Raw genomic sequence first — 22070 nt, forward strand, 5'->3', positions numbered from 1 at the left:
CCGTCAGCCGGTGAAGGGACCACGCCCCAGTTGGTCCCGCACCGGCGTGACCGGCGGGGCGACCAGGTCCCTTCGCTGCCAGTTCGCGCCGTCGACCACCAGGGTGTGACCGGTGATGAAGCGGGCGTAGGGGGACGCCAGGAAGGTGGCGGCCCAGCCGAGCTCGCGGGGCACGCCGACGCGCAGGGCCGGCTGCCGCCGGCCGAGCGCGTCGGCCGCCCCGTCGCGCGTGCCTGAGTCGTCCGGCGTGTCTTTGCCACCCAGTGCGTTCCCGGGGTGCCGGTCATCACGGCCGGGGGACCGGTCATCCCGCTCGCCGTCGCCGTCCGGGCCGGCCCCGGCGCGCCGAGCGCCCTGGCCGGGCCCGTGGTCCCCGGGGCTGGAGCCGGCCCCGCCGCCCGTGCCGCGGGCCAGGTTGCCGCGGATGTCCTCCGTCATGTCCTCGTGCGGCATCAGCCCCGGCACCAGACCGTTGACCTGGATGCCGTACGGTCCCCACTCGACCGCCAGGGTCCGCACCAGGCTCTCCACGCCGGCCTTGGCCGCCGCGCTGTGCGCGAAACCGGGACCGCCGGTCCAGGCGTAGGACGCTCCGACGTCGATGACCGAGCCCGGCGTGCCCGCCGCGAGGTGACGCCGGCCGAACTCACGGGTCATCAGAAACGTTCCGGTGAGCGTGATGTCGACCACGGCCTGCCAGGCGTTGGGGGACATGTCCTCGGTGGCGACGGGGAAGTTGGCGGCCGCGTTGTTGACCAGCACGTCGGGCAGCCCGCCCTCGTCGAACACCTCGGAGACACGCTTCGGGTCCCGGATGTCGCAGACCGCGGACCTGACCCGCGTGCCCAGCTTCGCCAACTCGGCCCGGGCGGGCGCCAGATGACGCTCACGGCGGCTGACGATCAGGAGGTCGGCGCCCAGCCGGGCGAACTCCGCCGCGATCGCCCTCCCGAGTCCGGTGCCGCCGCCGGTGACCAGCACCAGCGAGCCGTCGAACGTCCCGGCCGGCAGGGCGCTCGCGCCCAGCGGGGGAGGGGCGGGGAGACCGGGGAGCGCGATGTCGTCCATGGCGCACTCGATACCCGGTGCGCCGTCAGACATCAAGAGCGGGAGCGAGCACATCGCGGCGGGGACGCGGGGCCGCCGAATCGGCCCGGCTCAGGGCGGGTGGAGAGGTCAGTAGGCTGGAGGACATGCCAGAGGAAGTCCGTACATCCCCGGATCCCCGTGACGAACTGCGCGCCGACTGCGGGAGCTGCTTCGGGCTGTGTTGTGTCGCGCTGCCCTTCGCCCGCTCGGCCGACTTCGCGATCGACAAGCGCGCGGGGGAGCCCTGCCCCCATCTGCGCGAGGATTCCCGGTGCGGCATCCACACCCGGCTGCGGCCCGCGGGCTTCACGGGCTGCACGGTCTACGACTGCTTCGGGGCCGGGCAGCACGTCTCCCAGGTGACCTTCGGCGGCGAGGACTGGCGCTCGGGGCCGAAGGAGCGCGCCCGGCTGATGTTCGACGTGTTCCCCGTCGTGCGCCACCTGCACGAACTGCTGTGGTACCTGAACGAGGCCCTGACGCTGCCCGCCGCACGTCCGGTGCACGCCGACGTCCGGCGTCTGATCTCCACGACCGAACGCCTCACCCGGCAGGGCCCCGAGGAGCTGGCCGCGCTGGACGTCGGCGCGCACCGGCGGAAGGCCGGCGAACTGCTGCTGCGGGCGAGCGAACTCGTACGGGCCGAGTCCGGCGGGGGCAGGCGGAAGGACCGGCGTGGCGCGGATCTGATGGGGGCCCGGCTCAAGGGCGCCGACCTGCGGGGCGCGAGTCTGCGCGGGGCGCTGCTCGTCGCCGCCGACCTCACGGGGGCCGATCTGCGCGGAGCCGACCTGATCGGCGCCGACCTCCGGGACACCGACCTGACCGACGCCGATCTGACCGGGGCCCTGTTCCTCACCCAGCCGCAGCTCGACGCGGCCCGCGGCAGCGCCGGCACCCGCCTCCCGGACTCGGTCTCCCGCCCCGGCCACTGGATCGCCCGAGCTGAGAGCCCCACCTCCCGGAGCTGAGAGACCCGCTCGGGCCGACAGCCGCACCCCTCCCGTCGGCAGCCCACGCCGGGAGGGGTGCGGCCTCACTCGCTCGCGCCGGCCAGGGTCTCCGTCCGCCCGGGGGCCCTGGGCGCGCGCCGTTCCAGATGCAGGCGCAGCCCCTCGGGCATCAGGGTCAGCCGCTCGGCCACCCGCAGCCGGTAGTCGGGGTCGGGCCGCAGGTCGTAGCGGCGCAGCAGCAGTCCGAGGACCAGCGTCGCCTCGTGCAGCGCGAACTGGCGGCCGATGCAGGCGCGCGCCCCGGTGCCGAAGGGCTTGAAGGTGTGCGCGGGCCGGGCCCGTACCGCCTTCGCGTCGAAGCGGTCCGGATCGAAGCCCTCCGCGTCGGCGCCCCACACCTGCGGGTCGCGGTGCAGCATCGCGGTCAGGACCAGCGCCCACGCGCCCTGCCGCATCGGATGGACGCCGCCGAGCACGGTGTCGTGGCGGGCCTCGCGCGCGAACGCCGGTGCCGTAGGCCACAGGCGCAGCGACTCGTCGAGGACCCGGCGCACGTAACGGAGTTTGGCGACCTGCTCGTAGCCGGGCCGGTCCGTGCCGCCCCAGACGCGGTCCACCTCGGCCCGGGCGCGGGCGGCCGTCTCCGGGTGCCGGGAGAGGTAGTGCAGGGCGAAGGACAGGGCGCCCGAGGTGGTCTCGTGGCCGGCGATGAGGAAGGTGATGACCTGGCGGCGGATGTTCTCGGGGGTCAGCCGTTCCCCGGTCTCGGGGTGGGCCGTCTCCAGCATGCGGTCGAGCAGGTCGCCGTCGCCGCCCCCGCCCCGGCGGGAGGCCACGACGGCGTCGACCGTGCGGTTGAGGTAGGCCATGTCCGCCGCGTTGCGCCGGGTGGCGCCCCGCAGCAGGACGGGCGCCAGCGGGACCGGGACGACGTTGAGGCGCTGTGCGTAGGTCAGCGTGCCCACCATCGCGTTCACGAAGGGGTGCGGCCGGGAGCGCTCGAAGGAGGCGAAGTCATGGCCGAAGCCGGTTCTGGCGATCGTCTCCAGCGTCAGTTTCGTCATGTCGCCGGGCACGTCCACGGCACGGCCCGCGGTCTGTTCCCGGTCCCAGTGGCCGGTCAGCCGCTCGGTCACGGCCAGCATCATGGGGTGGTAGCCCTCCATGGCCTCGCGGCCGAAACCGGGGGCCAGGACGTCGTGCGCGAGCTGCCAGTTGGGCTCGTGGTTGTAGGCGGTGAACAGTCCGTCCCCGGCGACCGGACGGAGGTTGGCGACGCCCAGGCCCACGTGTTTGGCGAACCGCGACTCGTCGGCGAGTTCGGCGGCGAAGTCCGCGCCCCAGACGAAGACGATCTCGTTGCGGAAGGCACGGCGCCGGAAGATCGGTCCGAGCCGCTTCCCGAACTTCATGGAGTCCTGGAGCGGGGAACGGACGTTCGCGCCCAGCACGTCGCCGACCAGCGGGACGCGGCGCGGCGGGTGCGGGATGCGGTGGAGCTCCGGCCAGCCCAGTTCCGCGCTGCGGAACCCCTTCGGCCGCGCCGCCGCCTTCGTCTCCGCCATGACGCCATCTCCCTTGTGACTCGGGCAGGTTGAGTCTGTTGTACGTGAGTTCAATAGCGGAGTTCAGTCTGATCCCGTTGTTGAACCGGCGTCAAGTAAAGTGCGGGCATGACGGGGAAGCAGGGGGAGCGCGCACGCCGCCGGCTCAGTACCGAGGCGCGCCGGGAGCAGCTCCTGTCGGTGGGCGCCCGCCTGTTCTCGGAGAGTCCGTACGACGACGTCTGGATCGAGCAGGTCGCCGAGATCGCCGGAGTCTCACGGGGGCTGCTGTACCACTACTTCCCGACGAAGCGGGACTTCTTCGCCGCCGTGGTCGAGCGGGAGAGCGGGCGGATGCTGCGGATGACCGCGGCGGTACCCGGTGTCCCGGTGCGCGAGCAGCTCGGCGCGGGCCTGGACACCTTCCTCGGGTACGTGCAGGAGCACGCGCACGGGTTCCGTGCCTTCCACCGTGCCGACGCGGCCGGTGACCAGGCCGTGCGCAGGGTCTATCAGCAGGCCCTGGCCGCGCAGGAGCGGCAGATCCTCTCGGCCCTGGCCGCGGATCCCGAGCTCGGCCGGTCCGCCGAGGACCGGCCCGAACTGCGGATCGCCGTCCGGGGATGGCTGGCCTTCACCACGGCCGTGTGCCTGGAGTGGCTGCGGGACGCGGACCTGACCCGGGACCAGGTGCGGGATCTGTGCGCGCGGGCGCTGCTCGGCGCGATCACGCCCTGAGGTCCGCTCTGCGCGGCGGCCGTGACGCCCCTTTCGGGTGGGCAGGGGTCGACGCACACTTCTTCGATCGGCGAGGTGTGGTTGGCGTACGCCCGGATCTTCGATAGGTTAGGCAAGCCTTACCTAAGGAGGAAGCTGATGGGTGACCGTCACACCTGGACGGCCGCGCCCGCCGCGGCGGAGCACGCCCGCTCGGTGCTCGCCGCGGCCTGGTCCTGCGCGGTGAGCGCCGAGGGCGGCCGCGAGGAGTTCGTCGGCGCGCACTCCGTCACCGCCGACGGCCGGGTGCTGCTGCGGGTGCCCGAGGACAGCGCGCTGCTCGCCGCGGCCATCTGCTCCCCGCGCGGAGAGCCGTCCGCCGTCCTGGAGTTCGCGGATGTCGCACCGGTCCCCGTACGGAACCGGATCCGGGCCCGCCTCTGGCTCGCCGGCTGGTTCGTCCCCGAGGACGGGGAGCTCTCGTTCCGGCCCACCCGCGCGGTGCTGCGCCGGCCCGGCGGGACCGTGGTCGTCGATCTGGACGAGCTCGCCGAGGCCCGGCCCGACCCGCTCGCCCTCGCCGAGGCGCAGCTCCTGACCCATCTCGCCGACGCCCACCCGGACGCCGTCGAGCGGCTCACCCGTCTCGTCGAACCGGACAGCCTGCACGGCGCCGTGCGCGTCCAGCCCCTCGCCGTCGACCGCCACGGACTCACCCTGCGCATCGAACGGGCGCGCGGCAACGGCGACGTACGCCTGCCGTTCCACGCGCCCGCCGACGACGTCTCCCAGCTCACCGAGCGCATGCACGTCCTGCTCACCCAGGCGAGCCTCGCCTCCTGCCCCCGTCCGCTACAGCGGCAGCGCACAGACCGCGAGGGGTGAGGCGAACGGCGCGCCCGCGCGCCGGAGTTCACCGCTCTCCTGGTCGACCGCGAAGACCGTCACCGTGCCCGACCGCTGGTTCGCCGCGAACAGCAGCCGCCCGTCCGGCGAGAGCGCGACGTGCCGCGGGAAGGCGCCGCCCACCGGCACCGCGTCCAGCAGCCGCAGCCGGGCTCCGTCCGCCTCGACGGCGTACCGCGTCAGGCTGTCGTGGCCCCGGTTGGCGAGATACGCGTACGACCCGTTCGGCGTCACGACGAACTGGGCCGGGTAGCTCGTGCCGCCTCCCGTGCCCGTGGACTGTGCCTCGCCCACCGAGAGGCGGCCCGTCGCCGGTTCGTAGCCGCACACCGTCACCGTGTTGTCGGCCTCGTTGGCGAGATACGCGTACCGGCCGCCGGGGTGGAACGTGAGATGGCGCGGACCCGCGCCCGGCCGCGTCCGCGCCCGGGAGACCTCGGTGAGCGTGCCCCGGGTCTCGTCCAGCCGGTAGGTGTACACCGTGTCGGTGCCCAGATCGACGGCGAGCAGATGGCCGCCGTCCGGAGCGGTGACGAACTGGTGCGCGTGCGGGCCCTGTTGGCCGGGACCGGGCGCCGGGGACGTGTGTCGGACCAGATCGGTGCGCTCGCCGAGCGCGCCGGAGGCCTCGACGGGATGCACCGCGACGCTCCCCGACGCGTAGTTCGCGCTCAGCAGCCAGCGGCCGCTCGGATGCACGGACAGATGGCAGGGACCCGAGCCGCCGGTGGAGCGGCTGCCGAGCACCTCTCTCCCCGGCAGCCCCACGGCCGTCACCGCGCCCGCGTCCTGCTCGTCGACCGCGTACAGCGCCCGGCCGTCCGGATGCACGGCGAGGAAGGAGGGATTGTCGACGCCCGTCACCACACCGCCGCCGGTGACCGCGCCGGTCGCCGGGTCGTACGTGGCGACACCGATGCCCTTCCCGCCGCCGTCCCCGGAGGTGTACGTGCCCAGGAACAGCCGACGCGGACCGGCGGAGGGAGCCGTCGACGGGGGCGCCGACCCGGACGCCGACGCCGAGGGACCGGCCGGCGGCGCCTTCGGGACCGGGGCCTTCGGACGAGCGGTCGTCCCGGCGGGGTCCGCCTGGGGTGCCGCGCACGACGGGACCGCCGTGACCGTGGCCGCCCCCGCGAGCGCGGCGACGAAACGGCGTCTGGTCCAGCCGCCGCCCGCGTCGCGCGACGGCCCTGCACCACTGCTCATGCCTGCACCTCGGGGTGTCGGTTGCCTCGGCCGGAACGGCCACCTTGGCGTGCGACACCCCTCACGTGCAACAACGGCCCCCCGCGGCGCGCCCCACGCAACGCGCGAGGAGCGCCGACGGGATCCACGCGTCGCGCGACGCCGGGACCTACCAGTCGCCGTCCCCGACGGGCTTGCCCGGGGCGTCACCGAGCGGCTGCACCTGATGCGGCGAGGGCTGCTGCCAGGGCTCGTGGTCGTCGCCCAGCCAGTCGCCGACCGGCTGCACCGAACCCAGCTCGTCCGTGGGCGCCAGGTCGGCGGCGTCCTGGTCGTAGTAGTCGAACCAGGGGAGCCCCGCGCGGGTGTACGCCGCACGGTCCACCGGGGACGGCGGGGGCGCCTCGCCGGTGATGCGGCGCCACTCCGGAGGCGTCACGAGGTGGACGAAGACGCGTCCGGCCGGCTCCTTCGCCCAGGCCTTCAGCGGCCGGTCGTCGCGATAGACCTCCTGGCGCATCGAGCCGCCGACGCCGAGACCCATCGCCGGGGCGCTGCGCGCACGCGGGGCACCCCCGGCGGGCGCGGCGCCGGGAGCCGCCCCGGGTGCGGGTGGCGCGGCCATCATCGGCATGGCCGCGCCGTACCCGCCCGGTGCCTGGGGCATCCGGCTGAGCGCCTCCGTCCGGCGGCGCTCCGCCTCCCGCCACGCCGCCAGCTCTCCGGCCTCGAGCGGGAACGACTGGAGCTGGACACCGCCCCAGACCTCCTCGCCGGTGACCTGGCCCTCGACCGTCGCCCCGAGACCCAGCGGTACGGCCACGAACTGGCGGACCGTCCCCTTGCCGGAGTTGATCCCGTCGAGCCACGGCTGCCGGGGGAGGACGACGTAGTTCTGCGGATCACGGGTGAGCCGGGAGCTCCACGGTTTGCCGGAGACGGCGCAGACCTTGCCCACGCCCACCTGCAACGCGGCCGGCTCCGCCGTCCCGGCGAAACTCAGCCACATGGCCTCGCGCAGATACACCGGCAGCATCACACCGCCGCGCGCCCGCCACTCGGCGGGCACCCGGTCGCCGTAGTCCTCGACGCGCCGGACGGGGAACTCCCCGAGCCCCGGCGGCAACGCGTGCGTGCCCGTCTCGGGCAGCCGCAGTGTCCGTATGAACCGGACCTGCAGCCCGCCCGGCAGCCGCAGTGCGTTCCCGTCGATCCGCACGGTGTCCTCGGTCATCCGCCCGCCCCCTCGTTCTCCTGCCACCGGCCACGCCGTGCGGCTCACCGCCACGGCGTCGTGCCGTTTCCGCTCACGGAACTCGTCATCTAGAACGCGCGGAGGCGTCGGAACGGTTCCTCTTCCGGCGCGGCGGGCGCAGCCGGTTCCGCAGCCGGGTCAGGCGCGGCCGGCGCTCGCGCTGCTCACGGGTGCAGCGGTCCAGCTCCTCGAACAGACGCCGGGTGCGGTGCTCGGTGTCCAGCTCGTCGAGGATGCGGGTGACCTCGGTCAGGACGGAACCGTGGAGCTGCCACTGGCTCGGGTCGCGCTGGACCTCCTCCAGGAAGAGCTGGGCCAGCTTGTCGCGGGTGGCGGCGGCGGTGGCGAGTTCCGCGCTGAGCCGCTCCTCGGCGGACACCGCGTTCTGGGTGACATCGGTGGTCACCAGCACCGCGAAGCTGACGATCGCGTCGGCGACCTCCGACAGCAGTTCCTGGAGGACGGCTCCGGCCTGCGGTTCGAACAGGGGCCGCGGCTCCCGCTCCTTGGCCAGGTCGGTGAGACTGCGCGCCAGGACCCGCAGGACCACCGTGCAGATCTCCAGGGTGTCCAGGCCCGTGCGCAGCACGACCCGGTGCATCAGCCCCTCGCGCACCCGCGGGTTGAGCTTCAGGCTGTCCTCGGCCTGCCGCAGGGCCGCGTCCACCCCGGCGATGTCGTTGTCCAGCCGGCGGGCCTCGTGCAGCCGCTCGGCCGCCACGTGGAAGGGCGTGTTCGAGGCGGCCCCCTCGCCGACCCGCAGCATCAACTGCCGCATCCGGCGTGCCAGGTCCTCGATCTGCTCCCCGGCCATGTCGACCCACACGGGCGGCGCGAGCACCAGATTGCAGGTGAGGCCCACGACCGCGCCGATCAAGGTCTCCAGCACGCGGGCCCACGCGGTGTCGCCGACCCGGGTGACACCGAGGACCAGCATGGCGCTGATCGCCACCTCGGGCACGAACTCGCTGACCCGGACCAGATGCCCCACCGCCAGCGAGGCGAGGATGATCAGCCCCAGACTCCACCAGGTCAGGCCGACCAGGCTGCTGAAGCCGATGGCGATGACGACGCCCACCACCACGGAGTTCACCCGCCGGATCGCGGTGGTGATCGTCGAGTACAGGGTGACCTGTACGACCAGCAGCGCGGTCAGGGGCGCGGTCAGCGGCGCGGGTTCGGGACTGAGATGGATGGCCACCACGTACGCGATCGTCGCGGCGGCCGTCGAACGAAGTGTCTGGACGACCACCGGCTCCCGGCGACGCTCCACGATCTTCGCGACGGACGCCGTCCACTCACCACGTGCCTCGTGCATCCTTGGGGCCTTCCCGTTTAACACGGGTACCGAACGTGTCGATTGCGGACCGTATCTGTCCGCAAGGGATCCTAGATTGAAGGTATCGACCGGGACGGACCGCATCAGGAGGCACCGGAATGAGCGCGACGAGCAACGTCCAGGGCATCGAACTGCTGACGCTGTCGCACGACCGGCTGCGCGCCGTGGTCGCCGGCGTGCCGGAGAACGCCTGGTCGGCGCCGACGCCGTGCGCCGAGTGGACGGCGGCCCAGGTGCTCAACCACGCCCGGCTGGACCAGCAGGCGTACGGCGCCGCGGTCACCGGCACCGGGTGGCCCGAGTCGGACGCCTTCCACCCGGACGCGGCTCTGGAGGCCGACGTCACGGCCGCGCTCGACAAGGTCCTCGCCCAGGTCGCCGGCGTCTACGCGGGACTGCCCGCCGACGCGCGGGAGGTGGCCACCCCGCTCGGGCCGCTGCCGTTCGGCGTGGCGGCCGCCGCGGCCGCGATGGACGCCGGTGTGCACGCCTGGGACATCGCGGTGGCGACCGGCCAGGCATCGCCTCTCGACGACGACCTGGCCGGCGGCATCCGGCTCGCGGCGGACCGGCTGGCCGACCACCTCCGCGACTCCTTCGGTGTGTTCGCCCCCGCGCGTGAGGTCCCGGAGGGCGCAGGGCCGGCCGAGGCGCTGCTCGCCTTCCTCGGCCGCGACCCGCACTGGACGCCGGCCGGGTCCTGAAGAGTCCTGGGCCGGCCGTGAGCCCCACGGCCGGCCCAGCGAAGTCGCGTCGTTCGCCCGGGGTCCGTGCCAGGCGTCGCCGGCCAGGCGAGACCTTGCGGCACGCCCTAGTCGCGCAGCTTCGCCAGGAAGGCGGACAGATGGCCGACCGTCCGGGCGATCTGCTGCTCCGTCGTGAGGGTCTCCTCGAAGCGGCTTCCCGACCGGAGCGCCTTCTTCCCCCTCACGTAGAGGGAACAGGCGAGGTCGGCGCAGACGTAGACGCCGACCGAGTTGCCCTCGCGGCCCGCGGCGCCCGCCTTGCGGGCCGTCATCAGCGCGACCCCGTCTCCCGGGTGCGTGGTCAGACACAGCGAGCACATGCTGCGGTGCGCGAGCCCGCGCCGGGAGGACGCGAGACGCAGGGTGACGCCCAGGAGGCCGCCGTCCCGTTCGGTGACGAGGAAGCCGCGGTCGGGCGCACCGGGATCTCGCCAGCCCAGGAAGTCGAGATCGCCCCAGGGTCGTTCGTCGAGATCGCGAGGCGTCGCCAGCCGCTTCGCCTCGCCCCTGGTGCAGTTGATGAACGAGGTACGGATGTCCTGCTCGGTGAGCGGTCTCATGGGGTCTCCCGGTATCGACGATAAAACCTAGGGGTCCTAGGTTTTCGTCGAAGGTACCTAGTCCCGGGAGTGGGAGCCAGTGGATTTCGGGGGACCCGCGGAGGCGCGGACAGGAGGGAGCGGGCCGGATACGAGCGGGGCCTCCGCCACCGGCGTCGCCGCATCCCTGGTCAAGACGGCCGGCCGGCAGCGGCCACCGGACTGCAGGACCGTTCCGCCGGGCGAGCCCCGTCCTGCGACCGCGCAGCCCGGCAGGCTTCCGGCGCCGGGACTGCGACCGGTTCGAGCAGCGCGCCGTGCGGTCAGGTCAGTAGCCGCCCGGTGACGACGACGGGGTCTTGGTGATGGCCTTGCCGTCGGTGCCCAGCACGTACCACTTGGCGCCGAAGGCGTCGAGCCCCTGCCCGTTCGTCTGCCCGGCCTTGGTGTCATCGACGAACGTGTAGAGCGGGTGCCCCTTGTACGTGACCTGCTTCGAGCCGTCGCTGCGCGTGATGGTCGACAGCAGCTTGCTGTTGACGCCGCCTCCCGCCGTCGGCTTCCCGTTCGCCTTCAGCGGTGGCCAGGCCTTGGCGCAGTCTCCGTTGCAGGTGGACTTGTTGGTCTTGTCGGCCTGGAAGAGGTAGAGGGTGTGCCCCTTGCTGTTGACCAGGATCTTGCCGAGCGGGCCGGACTTGGTGGACACGGTCGCGGAGGGCGAGGCGCTCACCCCCGATCCCGCTGCCTGTACGCTGCGTGCCCCGTCGTGGCTGGTGCCACCGGCGTACGCCACGGTGGCCGAGGACAGGAAGAGTGCCGTTCCGGTGGCTGCGATGAATGCTCGGGTGTGGTGCTTCACGAGAAGTCCTCCGGCTGCGATCGCCTCGGAGTGTCTTGCGGCCGCTGTGCCTCAGCGCGCCTCGCGTCTCCCTTCCATTACACGCCAAAGGCGACAGCCCGTCCACGGGGCCAGTGGTGCTGTGGATGATCGGCGTGCCGGCTCATCGCTGAGGTGGGGAGACGCCGTGCCGATCACAAACCAACAGGTCGCGGGACACGCGTTCTTGCCGATGATGTACGACGACCCGTGCTTCCCTGATCACGTAGTCGACGGGGAAGACGATCCGGCTGCGGCTGCGGCTGCGGCTGCGTCGGCCGGTGAAGCTGACCGGTCCACCTCTCCTGGCGAAAGGCATGTCATGAAGTTCGCGGTCATCGGCGGTACCGGGCTGATCGGGTCGCAGGTCGTCAAGAATCTGAACGCCGCCGGACACGAGGCGGTACCGCACTCGCAGTCCACCGGCGTCGACATCATCAGTGGCCAGGGACTGGACGAGGCGGTGGCGGGAGCCGACGTCGTCGTCAACCTGACGAACTCCCCGACCTTCGACGAAGCCTCCCTGGCCTTCTTCCAGACTTCGATGGACAACCTCCTGGCCGCGGCCCGCAAGGGCGGCGTCGGCCACTTCGTCATTCTCTCGATCGTCGGCACGGACCAGGTGCCGGAGCTGGACTACTACCGGGCCAAGGAGCTCCAGGAGAACATCCTCGCGGCCGGACAGATCCCCTACTCGATCGTCCGCGCGACGCAGTTCATGGAGTTCATCGACGCGGTCCTGTCCTGGACCGCCGACGGCGACACCGTCCGGCTGCCTGCCACGCCGATCCAGCCGATCGCCTCCAAGGACGTGGCCGATGCGGTGGCGGAAGTCGCCGCGGGCGCCCCGCTGGGGGGCACGCGCAACATCGCCGGGCCCGAAGTCTTCCCCCTGGACGAGTTGGGCCGGATCACCCTCACCCACAAGGGCGACGGTCGCACCGTTGTCACCGACCCCACCGCCGGCATGTTCGCCGTCGTCAAGGGCGACGTCCTCACCGACAAGGACGCCCACCTCGCCCCCACCCGCTACGTCGACTGGCTCTCCTGAACCGCCCGACGAGGAGGCCGACGCGGCGCGCTGTTCGGGCCCCGCCTGCTCGTCGACCTCGGCAACGGGACAAGCCGATCCAGTCGCACATGGAGATCATGACCCGGCCGGGCGGTTCACCCGGCCGGGACCGCCTCCGGCAGACCGAGCGAGGTGGCGGCGTGACGCCACACGGACGCGAGCGCCCCCTCCAGGGTGACCATGGGATCGCGCAGCATCAGGCGGATGCCGTAACCGTCGCTCAGGGACAGTACGAGCGTGGCGAGTTCGTCCACGTCGGTCGGCGTGAACTCACCCGACTCGATGCCCCGCCGCACCGCGCCGCTCACCCACGCGTGCAGCTCGGCGTACAGGTCCACGGCGAACACCCGGGTCGACTCGTCGCGCAGCGCCCGGACCCACAGCTCCTGCCACAGCCGCCAGTCCTGGTGCAACACGGGGTCGGTCGGCAGCAGGCTGCGCAGGATGCGTGCCAGGACGACCGCCGCCGGTGCGGTCTCCGCGTCGCGCTCCAGATCCACGGCCGTGCTGGCGAAGGAGTGGGCCATCGCTTCCGTGAACAGCTTCTCGCGCGTGTCGAAGTGGTAGTGCAGCAGCGCGGTCGACACGCCGGCCTGCTCCGCGACCATGCGCATGCGGATCTTCTCGAAGCCGATCTCGGCGATGGCCTCGCACGCCGCGGTCAGGATGCGCTCGCGCGTGTCCGCCGTGCGGACCTTGCTGGACACTCTGCGACTCCCCTCGTCCGGCGGTCGTACACCGCCGCCATTGTCCCTCACGGCCGTTCGGCCCGCGCCGCCGCCTCGTGCGCGGACCGCGCCTCGTACGTGTGGAAGCCGCGGCCCGACTTGCGACCCAACAGACCGGCCTCCACCATCCGGGACAGCAGCGGGGGCGGGGAGTACGTGGGGTCCCGGAACTCGGCGTAGAGCGACTCGGCGATGGCCCGGGTGGTGTCCAGACCGATGAGGTCTGTCAGCGCCAGCGGCCCGAGGGGGTGCGCACAGCCGAGGACCATGCCGCGGTCGACGTCCTCGACGCTCGCGACGCCCGACTCGACCATGCGGATCGCGGCCAGCAGGTACGGGACGAGCAGCGCGTTCACCACGAAGCCCGCCCGGTCCCGGGTGCGGATGACCTCCTTGCCGAGCGTGCCCGTCACGAAGGCCTCGGCCCGGTCCGCGGTGTCGGCCGAGGTGAGCAGCGACGGGACGAGTTCGACCAGCCGCAGCACCGGCACCGGGTTGAAGAAGTGGACGCCGAGGACCCGCTCGGGCCGGCCCGTCGCCGCGGCGAGCTGCACGACCGGGATCGACGAGGTGTTGGTCGCGAGGACGGCGCGTTCGCCGGTGACGACCGTATCGAGCCGGGTGAACACGTCGAGCTTGAGCCGCTCGTCCTCCGCCACCGCCTCGATCACCAGATCCCGGTCGTGCAGGGCCTCGAACTGGTCGGCCACGGTGATCAGCACGGCGGCGGCCTCGCGCCGTTCGGCCGTGAGCCTGCCGTGCGCGACGGCCTTGTCGAGAGAGTGGCCGATGCGCCGCCGGCCCGCGCGGGCCGCTTCGGCGTCGCGTTCCACGACCGTCACCGGCAGGCCGGCGCGCGCGCAGACCTCGGCGATGCCGGCCCCCATCAGGCCGCAGCCGACGACCCCCACGCGTTCGATGTCGGTCATCCGTTGTCCTCTCTGCGTCGAAGGTCCCCGGCGTCCCCGGCGTCCCCGGCACCGGGGACGCCGGGGACGCGTGACGGTCCGCGGGGGCAGGGGCGGGCGCCCGCCCCTGCCGGTGTCATCGGGTGACGGGCAGGTCCAGCACCCCCGGGCCGCGCTTGATGAGCTCGTTGGCGATGATCAGCCGCTGGATCTCGGAGGTGCCCTCCCAGATCCGGTCCACGCGCAGCTCCCGGTAGAGCCGTTCCACGGCGTACGCGCGGTCGTAGCCCCGCCCGCCGTGTATCTGCAGGCACCGGTCGATGACCCGGCCCGAGGCCTCGCTGGCGGCGAGCTTGGCGATGGAGGCCTTGGCGTGCAGGGTCTTGCGGTCCTCCGCACCCGCCTGGTCCACCTCCCAGGCCACCTGGTGGGTGTAGGCGCGGTTGACGGCGATGTCCACGGCGCAGTCCGCGAGCATGCCCTGGACCAGCTGGTACGTGGCGATCGGCGCGCCGAACTGCTCGCGCTCCACGGCCCAGTCACGGGACAGTTCCAGGGCCCGCTCGGCCGCGCCGGTGGTACGGGCCGCGATCATCAGGCGCTCCTCGGTGAACCAGGAGCGGGTGATGTCGTATCCCTCGCCGATGCCGCCGAGCACGGCGTCCTCGTCGACCTGGACGTCGGTGAAGGTGAACTCGGGGTGCTCGTAGACGAAGGTGTGCATGAAGCGCGGCACGCGCGTCATCTCGATGCCCGGGGTGTCCTTGTCGACCAGGAACAGCGTCGGTGCGCGCTCCGGACCCGCCGCCGCGAGGACGATCATGAAGTCGGCGTGGTCGCCGACGGTCACGAACCACTTCTCCCCGTTGAGCACCCACCCCCGGTCGTTCTTCGTCGCCGTGGTGGCGATGTTCTGCGGGTCCGACCCGGCGCCGCGTTCGGTGACCGCGTAGCAGTCCCGGCGCTCACCCTTGATGACCGGGACCAGGAAACGCTCGCGCTGCTCGGGCGTGCAGAACCGCAGCGCGTTCGCGGGCCGCCACACCATGTCCCACAGGGCGCCGGTCAGTCGGCCCAACTCTTCCTGGACGGTGACCTGTTCGGCGATGGTGAGGCCCGCGCCGCCCCATTCGGCAGGCATGTTGACGGCCTGGAGGCCCGCGTCCAGGACCGCGTCGCGGATCTGGGTGTGCGCGCTCGCGGGCAGCCCGTTGTCCTCCTCGCACCGGTTCTCGTAGGCGGCGATGAAGTCGGTGAGGGCACGCGCGTCGGCCTTGAGCCGTGCCTGGCGCGGGGTGAGGCGGAAGTCCATGGAAGTCCTCGCTGTGTGGTGGTCTGGCGTGGGCGTGGGCGTGGGCGTGGGCGTGGGCGTGGGCGTGGGCGGGGTCAGTGCGTGGGGAGAGCCAGCGCGCCGGTGCCGCGCTTGATGAGCTCGTTGGCGATGATCAGCCGCTGGATCTCGGAGGTGCCCTCCCAGATCCGGTCGACGCGCAGCTCCCGGTAGATGCGCTCGACGGGGTAGGAGCGGTCGTAGCCGCGGCCGCCGAAGATCTGCAGGCACCGGTCGGCGACCCGGCCGGCCGCCTCGCTGGCGGCGAGCTTGGCGGTGGAGGCCTTGGCGTGCAGGGTCTTGCGGTCGGTGTGCGGCTGGTCGGCCTCCCAGGCGACCTGGTGGGTGTAGGCGCGGTTGACGGCGATGTCCACGGCGCAGTCCGCGAGCATGCCCTGGATCAGCTGGTAGTTGGCGATGGGGGCGCCGAACTGCTCGCGCTCCACGGCCCAGTCACGGGCCAGTTGGAGGGCCCGCTCCGCGGCGCCGACGGTGCGGGCCGCGATCATCAGACGCTCGTCGGTGAACCACTCCTTGGTCAGTTCGTAGCCGTTGCCGACGCCGCCGAGCACGTCCTCGTCGGCCACGAAGACGTCGGTGAAGGTGAACTCGGGATGCCCGTTGACGGCGGAGTGCATGAAACGCGGCACGCGGGTCATCTCGACGCCGGGAGCGGCCTTGTCCACGAAGAACAGCGTGGGCAGGCGCTCGGGGCCCGCGTCCGCCTGCACCAGCAGGAAGTCGGCGATGTCGCCGCAGGTGACGAACCACTTCTCGCCGTTCAGCAGCCAGCCGCCCTCGGTGCGCGTGGCCGTGGAGGTGCCGGAGGACGGGTCGGATCCGGCGCCCGGCTCGGTGACGGCGAACGCGTCGAACCTCTCCCCGCGGATCACGGGCAGCAGGTACTTCTCGCGCTGCCGTTCGTCGCCCTGGGCCAGGACGTTCGCGGGCCGCCAGGGAATGTCCCACAGGCAGTTGGTGGCCTTGCCGAACTCCTCCTCGACGATGACCTGGTCGAGCAGGCTGAGCCCGGCGCCGCCCCATGCGGCGGGCATGTTGATGGCGTAGACGCCGGCGTCCATCGCGGCCCGGGTCAGTTCGGTGACCAGTTCCTGCGGCAGGGGACCGCCGGCCTGCTCGGACTGGTCCTCGTAGCGCATCAGCAGCCGGGCGTAGTCGGCCGCGCGCCGCTTCAGGTCGGACTGTTCGGGGGTGTAGCGCATGTCCATGGTGACCACCTCTTGGGTCGGGGGAGGGCGGGGGCGGGCGGGGCGCCCGGGCGGGTACGGGGGTGTCGCTCAGCCGAGGACGGCGCGCGAGTCCAGGGCGAGCGCACCGCGGGGGCCGACGAGGAGCGGGTTCACCTCCAGCTCGGCGATCTCCGGGTGGGCGGCGGCGAACGCGGTGATCGTCTCGATGGCCGCGGCGGCCGCGGCGACGTCGACGGGAGGCCGGCCGCGCACCCCGTCGAGCAGTGCGGCGGTGCGCAGTCCGCGCAGCAGGTCCAGGGCGCGGCCGGCGGTCACCGGCGCCAGGGTGAAGGCGACGTCGCGCAGCGACTCGGCGAGCACCCCGCCCAGGCCGACCATGGCGACAGGGCCGAACCGCGGATCGCGGTTGACGCCGACGATCAGCTCGATGCCGTCGGACAGGTCCGCCATGGCCTCCACGGAGTAGGCGGGCGCGCCGAGCCGGGCGTGCATCTCGCGGAAGGCGGCCAGCACCTCGTCGGTCCCGGTCAGACCGAGGGCCACACCGCCCGCGTCCGACTTGTGCAGCAGGTGCAGGGCCTTGAGCACGTACGGGCCGGGGAACCCGGCGACGGCGGCGAGCAGTTCGGACTCGTCGTGGACCTCCCGGGCGGTGGGGAAGGCGAGGCCGGCCGCTTCGAGGGCCGCGCGGATCCGCGTGTACCCGGTCTCCTCCATCGGCGCGGCGGGCAGGGGGAGGGGGACGATGCCGGGCGCGGTACGGCCGGCCACCGTGGCGGCGAGGGTGCGCGCGGCGTCCTCGGTGGCGTCGAAGACGGGGATGCCGGCGGCCGCGAGGGTGCGGCAGCTGGGGGAGCCGGGATACATCGACTGCACCACCAGCGGTTTGGCGGTGGCGCCGTGCCGGGCGGCGATGAGCTGTGCCGCCTCCCGCTCCCCGTCCGCCAGCGCCCTACCGCCGCCGCCGAGACCGCCCTCGGAGGCCGCGTAGCCGCCGAAGTAGCCGGTCATGAGCACGGCGTCGACCTCCTCGGCCGCGAGCAGCGCCTCGACGGTCGCCGCGTACGAACCGGGGTCCTGCTCGCCCATGCCCGCCAGGTCCACGGGGTTGGCGACGGCCGACTGCTCCCACAGCACCTCGCGCAGCCGCTCCCGGGTCGGCGCGCCGATCTCCGGCACCGAGAGTCCCGCGGCCTCCACGGCGTCGGCGGCGATCACGCCGTGGCCCCCGCCGTCGGTGAGGACGGCGACCCGGCGGCCGGCACCGCGGCGTGGTCCGGCCGCCGCGGCGAGCACGACGGTGAGTTCGCGCGGGGTGGCGACCAGTTCCACCCCGGCGTCCCGGCAGGCCGCCGTCACCACGTCGGCCGAGGTGGTCAGCGCCCCGGTGTGCGACTGCGCGCTGCGCGCCGAGGCGTCGCCGCGCCCGGCGGTGAGCAGCACCACCGGCTTGCCGGCCACGGCCGCGGCCTCGGCGAAGGCACGTCCGTCCGCGAAGTCCTCGGCATAGACCGCGATCGCCCGGGTGTCCTCGTGCCGGGCGCAGTCCGCGAGCAGGTCGACGAGGGTGACGTCGGCCTGGTTGCCCAGCGACACGAACCGGGAGAAGCCGAGGCCGTGCGGGGCGAAGCGCAGCTGGAGTTCGAGGGCGAGGTTGCCGCTCTGGCTCAGGAGCGCCACGCCGCCGGGCGTGAAGGTGTCGGAGGCCAGGAAGAGGTCCGTCGTATTGTCGGCGATCCCCAGGCAGTTGGGGCCGACCATGACGGCTCCCGCGGCCCGCACCCGTTCGGCGACGGCCTGCTGACGTGCGCGGCCGGCGGTGCCGGTCTCCGCGAAGCCGGCGGTGATCGCGACGATCGCGCGTGCCCCGCACCCCAGGGCCTCGTCGACGGCCGCCTCGAACCCGGCGGCGGGCACGCAGACCACGGCCAGGTCGACCGGTTCGCCGATCGCGCTCAGGCTCGGTGCGGCGGTGCGGCCGAGCACCGTACCGCCCCGCCGGTTGACCAGATGGACGGGACGGCGACCGTTCGCGCGGACGGCCTGGGCGGCTATGGCGTGGCCGTACTTGGCGGGGTCGTCGCTGGCGCCGACCACGGCGACGGAGACCGGGTCGAAGAGGGCCGAGAGGTCACGTCCCATGTCACTTCACCAGCCGCAGCGCGGAGTTGGGGCAGGCGGCGACGGCGGCCACGGCGGCGTCCTCGCCGCCCGGCGGCACGCAGGTCTCGATCAGTTGCGCGTAACCGAAGTCGTCGAGGTCGATCAGCTCGGGCGCGGGTTCGCGGCACAGGCCGTAGCCCTGGCAGAGAGTGGCGTCCAGCAGCAGTTTCATGGTGCGGCCCTTTCTGGGAGGGGAGGGGAGCGGAGCGAGGGGGCGGGGGAGGGCGTGTCAGGGCACGGCCACCAGGAATCGGCGTCCGTCCTCGGGGGCCACCGCGCCGGCGCAGCCGGGACAGTCCCGGTGTTCCTCGAGACGGTCGGGGAAATGGGTGAGGAGGCTGGCGGCGATCCGCGCGGCGGCGTCCAGGAGCCCGCAGGCCCCGCGTCCGGGCAACTGCCCGGACCAGCGCCGCAGCCTGTCCGGAGTGCCCGGGTCGGCCGTGCCGCGGGCGACGGCGGACAGGGCCCCGGCGAGCGCCCCGGTGCCGGAGACGCACACCCCGCACTGCCGGGCGCTCTGGGCGGCGAGATAGGCGGTCGCCTCGCTCGCGACGCCGACCGGACAGTCCCCGGGGTGCAGGAAGTACAGGGCCCCGCAGCCGAGTGCGCCACCGGCGGCGCGCAGCCCCTCCAGGTCGAGCGGCAGGTCCGCCCAGCCCGCGCCGTGCAGTCCGCCGAACAGTCCCCCCAGCAGAACGGCCTCGGCCTTGCCGTGCCCCCAGGCGTCGGCGAGGGCGTCCAGGCGGGTACCGGCGGGGACCTCGGCCAGGGCCGATCGGCCGTCGGACCCGGACAGGGTGACCAGATGGGCGCCGGCGACCTCGGCGGCGGCCTCGGGCCGGGAGTGCAGCAGGGCGACGCGGGCCAGTGTCTCCACGTTGGCGACCAGCGTCGGCGCCCCGCCGACGCCGCGTTCGAAGGGGCGCGGGGGTTTGGCCGTAGGCAGCGCCGGACCGCCGTCGATCCGCCGTACGACCGCGCTCTCCTCCCCGGCGACGTAGGAGTGGGGCGTGCGTACGACGTCCACCCGCAGGCCGGCGGGCCGCTCGGCGAGGGCCCGCAGCACGGCCCGCTCGGCCCGGGCGTCGGAGAGGTAGACGCAGCCGCGCCCGGCACCGGTCACGGCGGCCGCCAGGCGCAGGCCGTCCAGCACCAGGTGCGGCCGGTATCGCAGCAGCCAGCGGTCCTTCACGGAGCCCGGCTCGCCCTCCTCGCCATTGGCCACGACGACGGGCGTGCCGGGAGCGTCGCGGACGGCGCGCAGTTTGACGGCCGCGGGGAATCCGGCGCCGCCCCGGCCGCGCAGCCCCGCCGCGCCGATCCGGTCGAGCAGCGTGCCGGGAGCGGACACCGGCGCGTACCCGCCGGCGGCGAGATAGCGGGAGGAGTCCTCGTACGAGGAAGGGCCCGCGGCGCTGCCGGGCGGCCGGGCGAGCAGCCCGTGCCGCCCTTCGGGGAGTAGGGAGAATACGCCGGTCATACGGTGCTCCAGTGCTCGCCGCAGCGGGATCTCAGGCGGTCCACCGCGTGTTCCAGGGCCTGCCGCTGGGCTCTGGTCCGGTCGTAGCCGGAGCCGGGCAGGCCGATCAGCATCCGGTGGTGGTCGAGGACCACCTCACCGGCCAGCAGAGCCGGTCCGGGACCGGCCGGCCCCGGCTCCTCGGCGGCGGCCACCACCAGGTCGGTCACCTCGCCCAGGTAGCGCAGCCAGCTTCGCTGCGTGCCGCGCAGCACCAGCCGCTCTACGTGCCGTCTCTCCTCGGCCACGAGGACCGACGGCGGCCGGCCGGCCGCCGAGGCCCGCAGCGCGGCCACGGCCACGGGCAGTTCCTGTTCGGGCTCCGGTGTGAGACCGAGCCATGCCAGATGTCGGCGAGCGCTCATGTGCGTGCCTCCGGGGGCGCTCCCCGCTCCCGGCGGGGGAGCGGGGAGGCGCGGCGACGGCGTGACGGGGGAGATGCTCCGCCGCTCGCTGTGCGTGGCGGGGAGCCGTGCGGAGTACCGGCCGGGGCCGTGTACCGCGTGACGTGCGGCTGTCCTGATCGGGAGGGCCGGGCTGCGCGGATCGGTGGTCCGCGGGCGGCCGGGACGACCCACCGTTGTCCCTGCGGGATCGGCCCGTCCGCCTGGAGCGAGAGACTAACTAACTAATTAGTCAGCCCACAAGCCTTGACTTGCCACCGCGTCGGTCCCAGTCTGACTAACCAATTAGTCAGCCGGATCCCGCGGGCCCCCATGGGGAACCCGCGGCCCGTCCCGGTCACAGCCTCACCGCCCATCGCCGCCCCGCGCGGCGCGGAGGAGGACTTCATGAACCCCTCGACCACCCAGGCGGCCACCGCGCCGCCCGGTCCGCCGAGCGAGACCCCCGATCACCCCGGCGAGGCCCTGTCCGCCCGCTACTACACGGATCCGGCCGTCGCGGCCGCGGAGACCGAACGCGTCTTCGCCAAGTCCTGGCAGCTCGTCTGCCACGAGTCCGACCTCCCCGGCCCGGGCGCCCGGCTGACGGCCACCGCCGCCGGCCGGGAGGTCCTGGTCGTGCGCACCGAGGACGGCGGCCTCGCCGCCCACCTCAACGTCTGCCGCCACCGCGGAACCCGCCTGGTCACCGGCCCGGAGCCGGAGGGCAAGGCGATCCGCTGCCCGTACCACGGCTGGACCTACAAGCTCGACGGACGCCTCGTCGGCGCCCCCGAGGCGCGCCGGATCCCCTGCCTGGACAAGCCCCGGCTCGGACTGCACCCGGTCAACGTGGAGTCCTTCCTCGGCTTCGTCTTCGTCAACCTCGACCTGGAGGCCACCCCGCTCGCCGAGACCTGCGCCGGGCTCGCCGAGGCCGTCGGCCACTACGCGGGACCCGGCCTCACACCGGTCGGCAAGCACCGCATCCACGACGTCACCGCCGGCGAACAGCAGAACGCCAACTGGAAGGTGATCGTCGACAACTACCTGGAGGGCTACCACGTCCCCGTCGCCCACCCCGCGCTGATGCGACTGCTCGACTACCAGGCGTACACGGTGGACGTACAGGAGAACTACGTCCTGTTCGAGTCACCGCTGCGGGACAAGCCGTCCTCCAACTGGACGGAGCGCCTCTACCAGCGGCTCGCCACCCCGATGCCGGGGCTGACCGAGGCCGACCGGCGGGTCTGGCGTTACGCAGTGATCTATCCGAACACGCTCATCGACTTCTACCCTGACCACGTGCTCGCGTGGACCGCCCTGCCGACCGCCCAGGACCGGGCGGCGATCCCCGGCGCGTTCTACACGAGGCGCGGGGAGAGCCTGCGCACCAGGATCGCGCGGCGGCTGAACATCCACATCGGCTGGGTGACGAACGACGAGGACGCCGAACTGGTCGAGCGCGTGCAGGCGGGCCTGTCCACGCCCGGCTTCGAGCCCGGCCCGCTCTCGCACCGCGAGGCCGCCGTCGGCTGGTTCGCCCGCCGGATCCGCCGCGACCTGGAAGAGGACGGCCGGTGACGCCCCGCCGTCCCGCGGC

At 73.3% G+C, this 22070-nt stretch carries 21 protein-coding genes; 6 read left to right on the forward strand and 15 right to left on the reverse strand.

Going from position 1 to position 22070, the window contains the following annotated elements; all coding sequences use genetic code 11:
* Positions 1-3: 3 nt before the first annotated feature.
* Positions 4-1068 carry an SDR family oxidoreductase gene (locus ACFRIC_RS04950; protein ID WP_382779475.1) on the reverse strand — a complete coding sequence of 355 codons (1065 nt, stop codon included), beginning with the start codon at positions 1066-1068 and terminating at the stop codon, positions 4-6.
* A gap of 125 nt (positions 1069-1193) precedes the next feature.
* On the opposite strand from ACFRIC_RS04950, the gene ACFRIC_RS04955 reads away from it, so the two are divergent.
* The gene (locus tag ACFRIC_RS04955; protein ID WP_382779478.1) at positions 1194-2060 is read left to right on the forward strand and encodes a pentapeptide repeat-containing protein; all 867 of its coding nucleotides are present in this window, start codon (positions 1194-1196) and stop codon (positions 2058-2060) included.
* A gap of 65 nt (positions 2061-2125) precedes the next feature.
* Here ACFRIC_RS04955 and ACFRIC_RS04960 read toward each other — a convergent pair whose 3' ends face one another.
* Positions 2126-3607, reverse strand: a complete 1482-nt coding sequence (locus ACFRIC_RS04960; protein ID WP_382779482.1) for a cytochrome P450 — start codon at positions 3605-3607, stop codon at positions 2126-2128.
* Between the two features lie 108 nt (positions 3608-3715).
* Between ACFRIC_RS04960 and ACFRIC_RS04965 the strand changes: the two genes are divergently transcribed.
* Positions 3716-4324, forward strand: coding sequence for a TetR/AcrR family transcriptional regulator (locus ACFRIC_RS04965; protein WP_382779485.1), 609 nt, complete (start codon positions 3716-3718; stop codon positions 4322-4324).
* A gap of 138 nt (positions 4325-4462) precedes the next feature.
* Positions 4463-5188 (forward strand): DUF2470 domain-containing protein, encoded by a 726-nt coding sequence (locus ACFRIC_RS04970; protein ID WP_382779488.1) that lies wholly within the window; start codon positions 4463-4465, stop codon positions 5186-5188.
* On the opposite strand, the gene ACFRIC_RS04975 is transcribed toward ACFRIC_RS04970, so the two are convergent.
* The 3 genes from ACFRIC_RS04975 to ACFRIC_RS04985 all read right to left on the reverse strand — a co-directional run bounded on the left by ACFRIC_RS04975 (position 5156) and on the right by ACFRIC_RS04985 (position 8970).
* Positions 5156-6418 carry a lactonase family protein gene (locus tag ACFRIC_RS04975; protein WP_382779491.1) on the reverse strand — a complete coding sequence of 421 codons (1263 nt, stop codon included), beginning with the start codon at positions 6416-6418 and terminating at the stop codon, positions 5156-5158. The genes ACFRIC_RS04970 and ACFRIC_RS04975 overlap by 33 nt on opposite strands.
* Positions 6419-6566: 148 nt before the next feature.
* A complete protein-coding gene (locus ACFRIC_RS04980) occupies positions 6567-7631 on the reverse strand; it encodes a hypothetical protein (protein ID WP_382779494.1) in 1065 nt (354 codons plus the stop codon).
* A gap of 85 nt (positions 7632-7716) precedes the next feature.
* Positions 7717-8970: an aromatic acid exporter family protein gene (locus ACFRIC_RS04985; protein ID WP_382779497.1), complete on the reverse strand. Its 1254-nt coding sequence runs from the start codon at positions 8968-8970 to the stop codon at positions 7717-7719.
* A 119-nt stretch (positions 8971-9089) separates the two neighbouring features.
* Here ACFRIC_RS04985 and ACFRIC_RS04990 point away from each other — a divergent pair, with 119 nt between their 5' ends.
* Positions 9090-9695, forward strand: coding sequence for a TIGR03086 family metal-binding protein (locus tag ACFRIC_RS04990; RefSeq protein WP_382779500.1), 606 nt, complete (start codon positions 9090-9092; stop codon positions 9693-9695).
* 107 nt (positions 9696-9802) lie between these two features.
* On the opposite strand, the gene ACFRIC_RS04995 is transcribed toward ACFRIC_RS04990, so the two are convergent.
* Both ACFRIC_RS04995 and ACFRIC_RS05000 read right to left on the reverse strand, forming a co-directional pair.
* Positions 9803-10297: an FBP domain-containing protein gene (locus tag ACFRIC_RS04995; RefSeq protein ID WP_382779503.1), complete on the reverse strand. Its 495-nt coding sequence runs from the start codon at positions 10295-10297 to the stop codon at positions 9803-9805.
* Between the two features lie 307 nt (positions 10298-10604).
* Positions 10605-11135 (reverse strand): hypothetical protein, encoded by a 531-nt coding sequence (locus ACFRIC_RS05000; RefSeq protein ID WP_382779505.1) that lies wholly within the window; start codon positions 11133-11135, stop codon positions 10605-10607.
* A 340-nt stretch (positions 11136-11475) separates the two neighbouring features.
* On the opposite strand from ACFRIC_RS05000, the gene ACFRIC_RS05005 reads away from it, so the two are divergent.
* Positions 11476-12204 carry an SDR family oxidoreductase gene (locus ACFRIC_RS05005; RefSeq protein ID WP_382779507.1) on the forward strand — a complete coding sequence of 243 codons (729 nt, stop codon included), beginning with the start codon at positions 11476-11478 and terminating at the stop codon, positions 12202-12204.
* Positions 12205-12320: 116 nt separating this feature from the next.
* Here the strand turns inward: ACFRIC_RS05005 and ACFRIC_RS05010 are convergent, their stop codons facing one another.
* The 8 genes from ACFRIC_RS05010 to ACFRIC_RS05045 all read right to left on the reverse strand — a co-directional run bounded on the left by ACFRIC_RS05010 (position 12321) and on the right by ACFRIC_RS05045 (position 20449).
* Complete coding sequence (locus ACFRIC_RS05010) at positions 12321-12932, reverse strand: TetR/AcrR family transcriptional regulator (RefSeq protein ID WP_351131895.1); 612 nt, start codon at positions 12930-12932, stop codon at positions 12321-12323.
* A 47-nt stretch (positions 12933-12979) separates the two neighbouring features.
* The gene (locus ACFRIC_RS05015; protein ID WP_382779510.1) at positions 12980-13882 is read right to left on the reverse strand and encodes a 3-hydroxybutyryl-CoA dehydrogenase; all 903 of its coding nucleotides are present in this window, start codon (positions 13880-13882) and stop codon (positions 12980-12982) included.
* Between the two features lie 115 nt (positions 13883-13997).
* Positions 13998-15173: an acyl-CoA dehydrogenase family protein gene (locus ACFRIC_RS05020; protein ID WP_382779514.1), complete on the reverse strand. Its 1176-nt coding sequence runs from the start codon at positions 15171-15173 to the stop codon at positions 13998-14000.
* Between the two features lie 74 nt (positions 15174-15247).
* The gene (locus tag ACFRIC_RS05025) at positions 15248-16420 is read right to left on the reverse strand and encodes an acyl-CoA dehydrogenase family protein (RefSeq protein WP_382779518.1); all 1173 of its coding nucleotides are present in this window, start codon (positions 16418-16420) and stop codon (positions 15248-15250) included.
* 69 nt (positions 16421-16489) lie between these two features.
* Positions 16490-18544 (reverse strand): acetate--CoA ligase family protein, encoded by a 2055-nt coding sequence (locus ACFRIC_RS05030; RefSeq protein ID WP_382779520.1) that lies wholly within the window; start codon positions 18542-18544, stop codon positions 16490-16492.
* Between the two features lies 1 nt (position 18545).
* Positions 18546-18737 carry a ferredoxin gene (locus ACFRIC_RS05035; RefSeq protein ID WP_382779524.1) on the reverse strand — a complete coding sequence of 64 codons (192 nt, stop codon included), beginning with the start codon at positions 18735-18737 and terminating at the stop codon, positions 18546-18548.
* Between the two features lie 57 nt (positions 18738-18794).
* Positions 18795-20045, reverse strand: a complete 1251-nt coding sequence (locus tag ACFRIC_RS05040) for an NADH-ubiquinone oxidoreductase-F iron-sulfur binding region domain-containing protein (protein WP_382779527.1) — start codon at positions 20043-20045, stop codon at positions 18795-18797.
* Positions 20042-20449, reverse strand: coding sequence for a hypothetical protein (locus ACFRIC_RS05045; protein ID WP_382779530.1), 408 nt, complete (start codon positions 20447-20449; stop codon positions 20042-20044). The genes ACFRIC_RS05040 and ACFRIC_RS05045 overlap by 4 nt, the downstream gene beginning before the upstream one ends.
* A 426-nt stretch (positions 20450-20875) precedes the next feature.
* On the opposite strand from ACFRIC_RS05045, the gene ACFRIC_RS05050 reads away from it, so the two are divergent.
* Positions 20876-22051 (forward strand): aromatic ring-hydroxylating dioxygenase subunit alpha, encoded by a 1176-nt coding sequence (locus tag ACFRIC_RS05050; protein WP_382779532.1) that lies wholly within the window; start codon positions 20876-20878, stop codon positions 22049-22051.
* Positions 22052-22070 lie beyond the last annotated feature (19 nt).

The sequence above is a fragment of the Streptomyces sp. NPDC056738 genome (assembly GCF_042790435.1).
Classification (GTDB): domain Bacteria; phylum Actinomycetota; class Actinomycetes; order Streptomycetales; family Streptomycetaceae; genus Streptomyces.

Bases quoted from the DNA above. Each gene is read 5' to 3' on its own strand.
- ACFRIC_RS04950 (WP_382779475.1), bottom strand. From the start codon at position 1,068: ATGGACGACATCGCGCTCCCCGGTCTCCCCGCCCCTCCCCCGCTGGGC.
- ACFRIC_RS04955 (WP_382779478.1), top strand. From the start codon at position 1,194: ATGCCAGAGGAAGTCCGTACATCCCCGGATCCCCGTGACGAACTGCGC.
- ACFRIC_RS04960 (WP_382779482.1), bottom strand. From the start codon at position 3,607: ATGGCGGAGACGAAGGCGGCGGCGCGGCCGAAGGGGTTCCGCAGCGCG.
- ACFRIC_RS04965 (WP_382779485.1), top strand. From the start codon at position 3,716: ATGACGGGGAAGCAGGGGGAGCGCGCACGCCGCCGGCTCAGTACCGAG.
- ACFRIC_RS04970 (WP_382779488.1), top strand. From the start codon at position 4,463: ATGGGTGACCGTCACACCTGGACGGCCGCGCCCGCCGCGGCGGAGCAC.
- ACFRIC_RS04975 (WP_382779491.1), bottom strand. From the start codon at position 6,418: ATGAGCAGTGGTGCAGGGCCGTCGCGCGACGCGGGCGGCGGCTGGACC.
- ACFRIC_RS04980 (WP_382779494.1), bottom strand. From the start codon at position 7,631: ATGACCGAGGACACCGTGCGGATCGACGGGAACGCACTGCGGCTGCCG.
- ACFRIC_RS04985 (WP_382779497.1), bottom strand. From the start codon at position 8,970: ATGCACGAGGCACGTGGTGAGTGGACGGCGTCCGTCGCGAAGATCGTG.
- ACFRIC_RS04990 (WP_382779500.1), top strand. From the start codon at position 9,090: ATGAGCGCGACGAGCAACGTCCAGGGCATCGAACTGCTGACGCTGTCG.
- ACFRIC_RS04995 (WP_382779503.1), bottom strand. From the start codon at position 10,297: ATGAGACCGCTCACCGAGCAGGACATCCGTACCTCGTTCATCAACTGC.
- ACFRIC_RS05005 (WP_382779507.1), top strand. From the start codon at position 11,476: ATGAAGTTCGCGGTCATCGGCGGTACCGGGCTGATCGGGTCGCAGGTC.
- ACFRIC_RS05015 (WP_382779510.1), bottom strand. From the start codon at position 13,882: ATGACCGACATCGAACGCGTGGGGGTCGTCGGCTGCGGCCTGATGGGG.
- ACFRIC_RS05020 (WP_382779514.1), bottom strand. From the start codon at position 15,173: ATGGACTTCCGCCTCACCCCGCGCCAGGCACGGCTCAAGGCCGACGCG.
- ACFRIC_RS05025 (WP_382779518.1), bottom strand. From the start codon at position 16,420: ATGGACATGCGCTACACCCCCGAACAGTCCGACCTGAAGCGGCGCGCG.
- ACFRIC_RS05030 (WP_382779520.1), bottom strand. From the start codon at position 18,544: ATGGGACGTGACCTCTCGGCCCTCTTCGACCCGGTCTCCGTCGCCGTG.
- ACFRIC_RS05035 (WP_382779524.1), bottom strand. From the start codon at position 18,737: ATGAAACTGCTGCTGGACGCCACTCTCTGCCAGGGCTACGGCCTGTGC.
- ACFRIC_RS05040 (WP_382779527.1), bottom strand. From the start codon at position 20,045: ATGACCGGCGTATTCTCCCTACTCCCCGAAGGGCGGCACGGGCTGCTC.
- ACFRIC_RS05045 (WP_382779530.1), bottom strand. From the start codon at position 20,449: ATGAGCGCTCGCCGACATCTGGCATGGCTCGGTCTCACACCGGAGCCC.
- ACFRIC_RS05050 (WP_382779532.1), top strand. From the start codon at position 20,876: ATGAACCCCTCGACCACCCAGGCGGCCACCGCGCCGCCCGGTCCGCCG.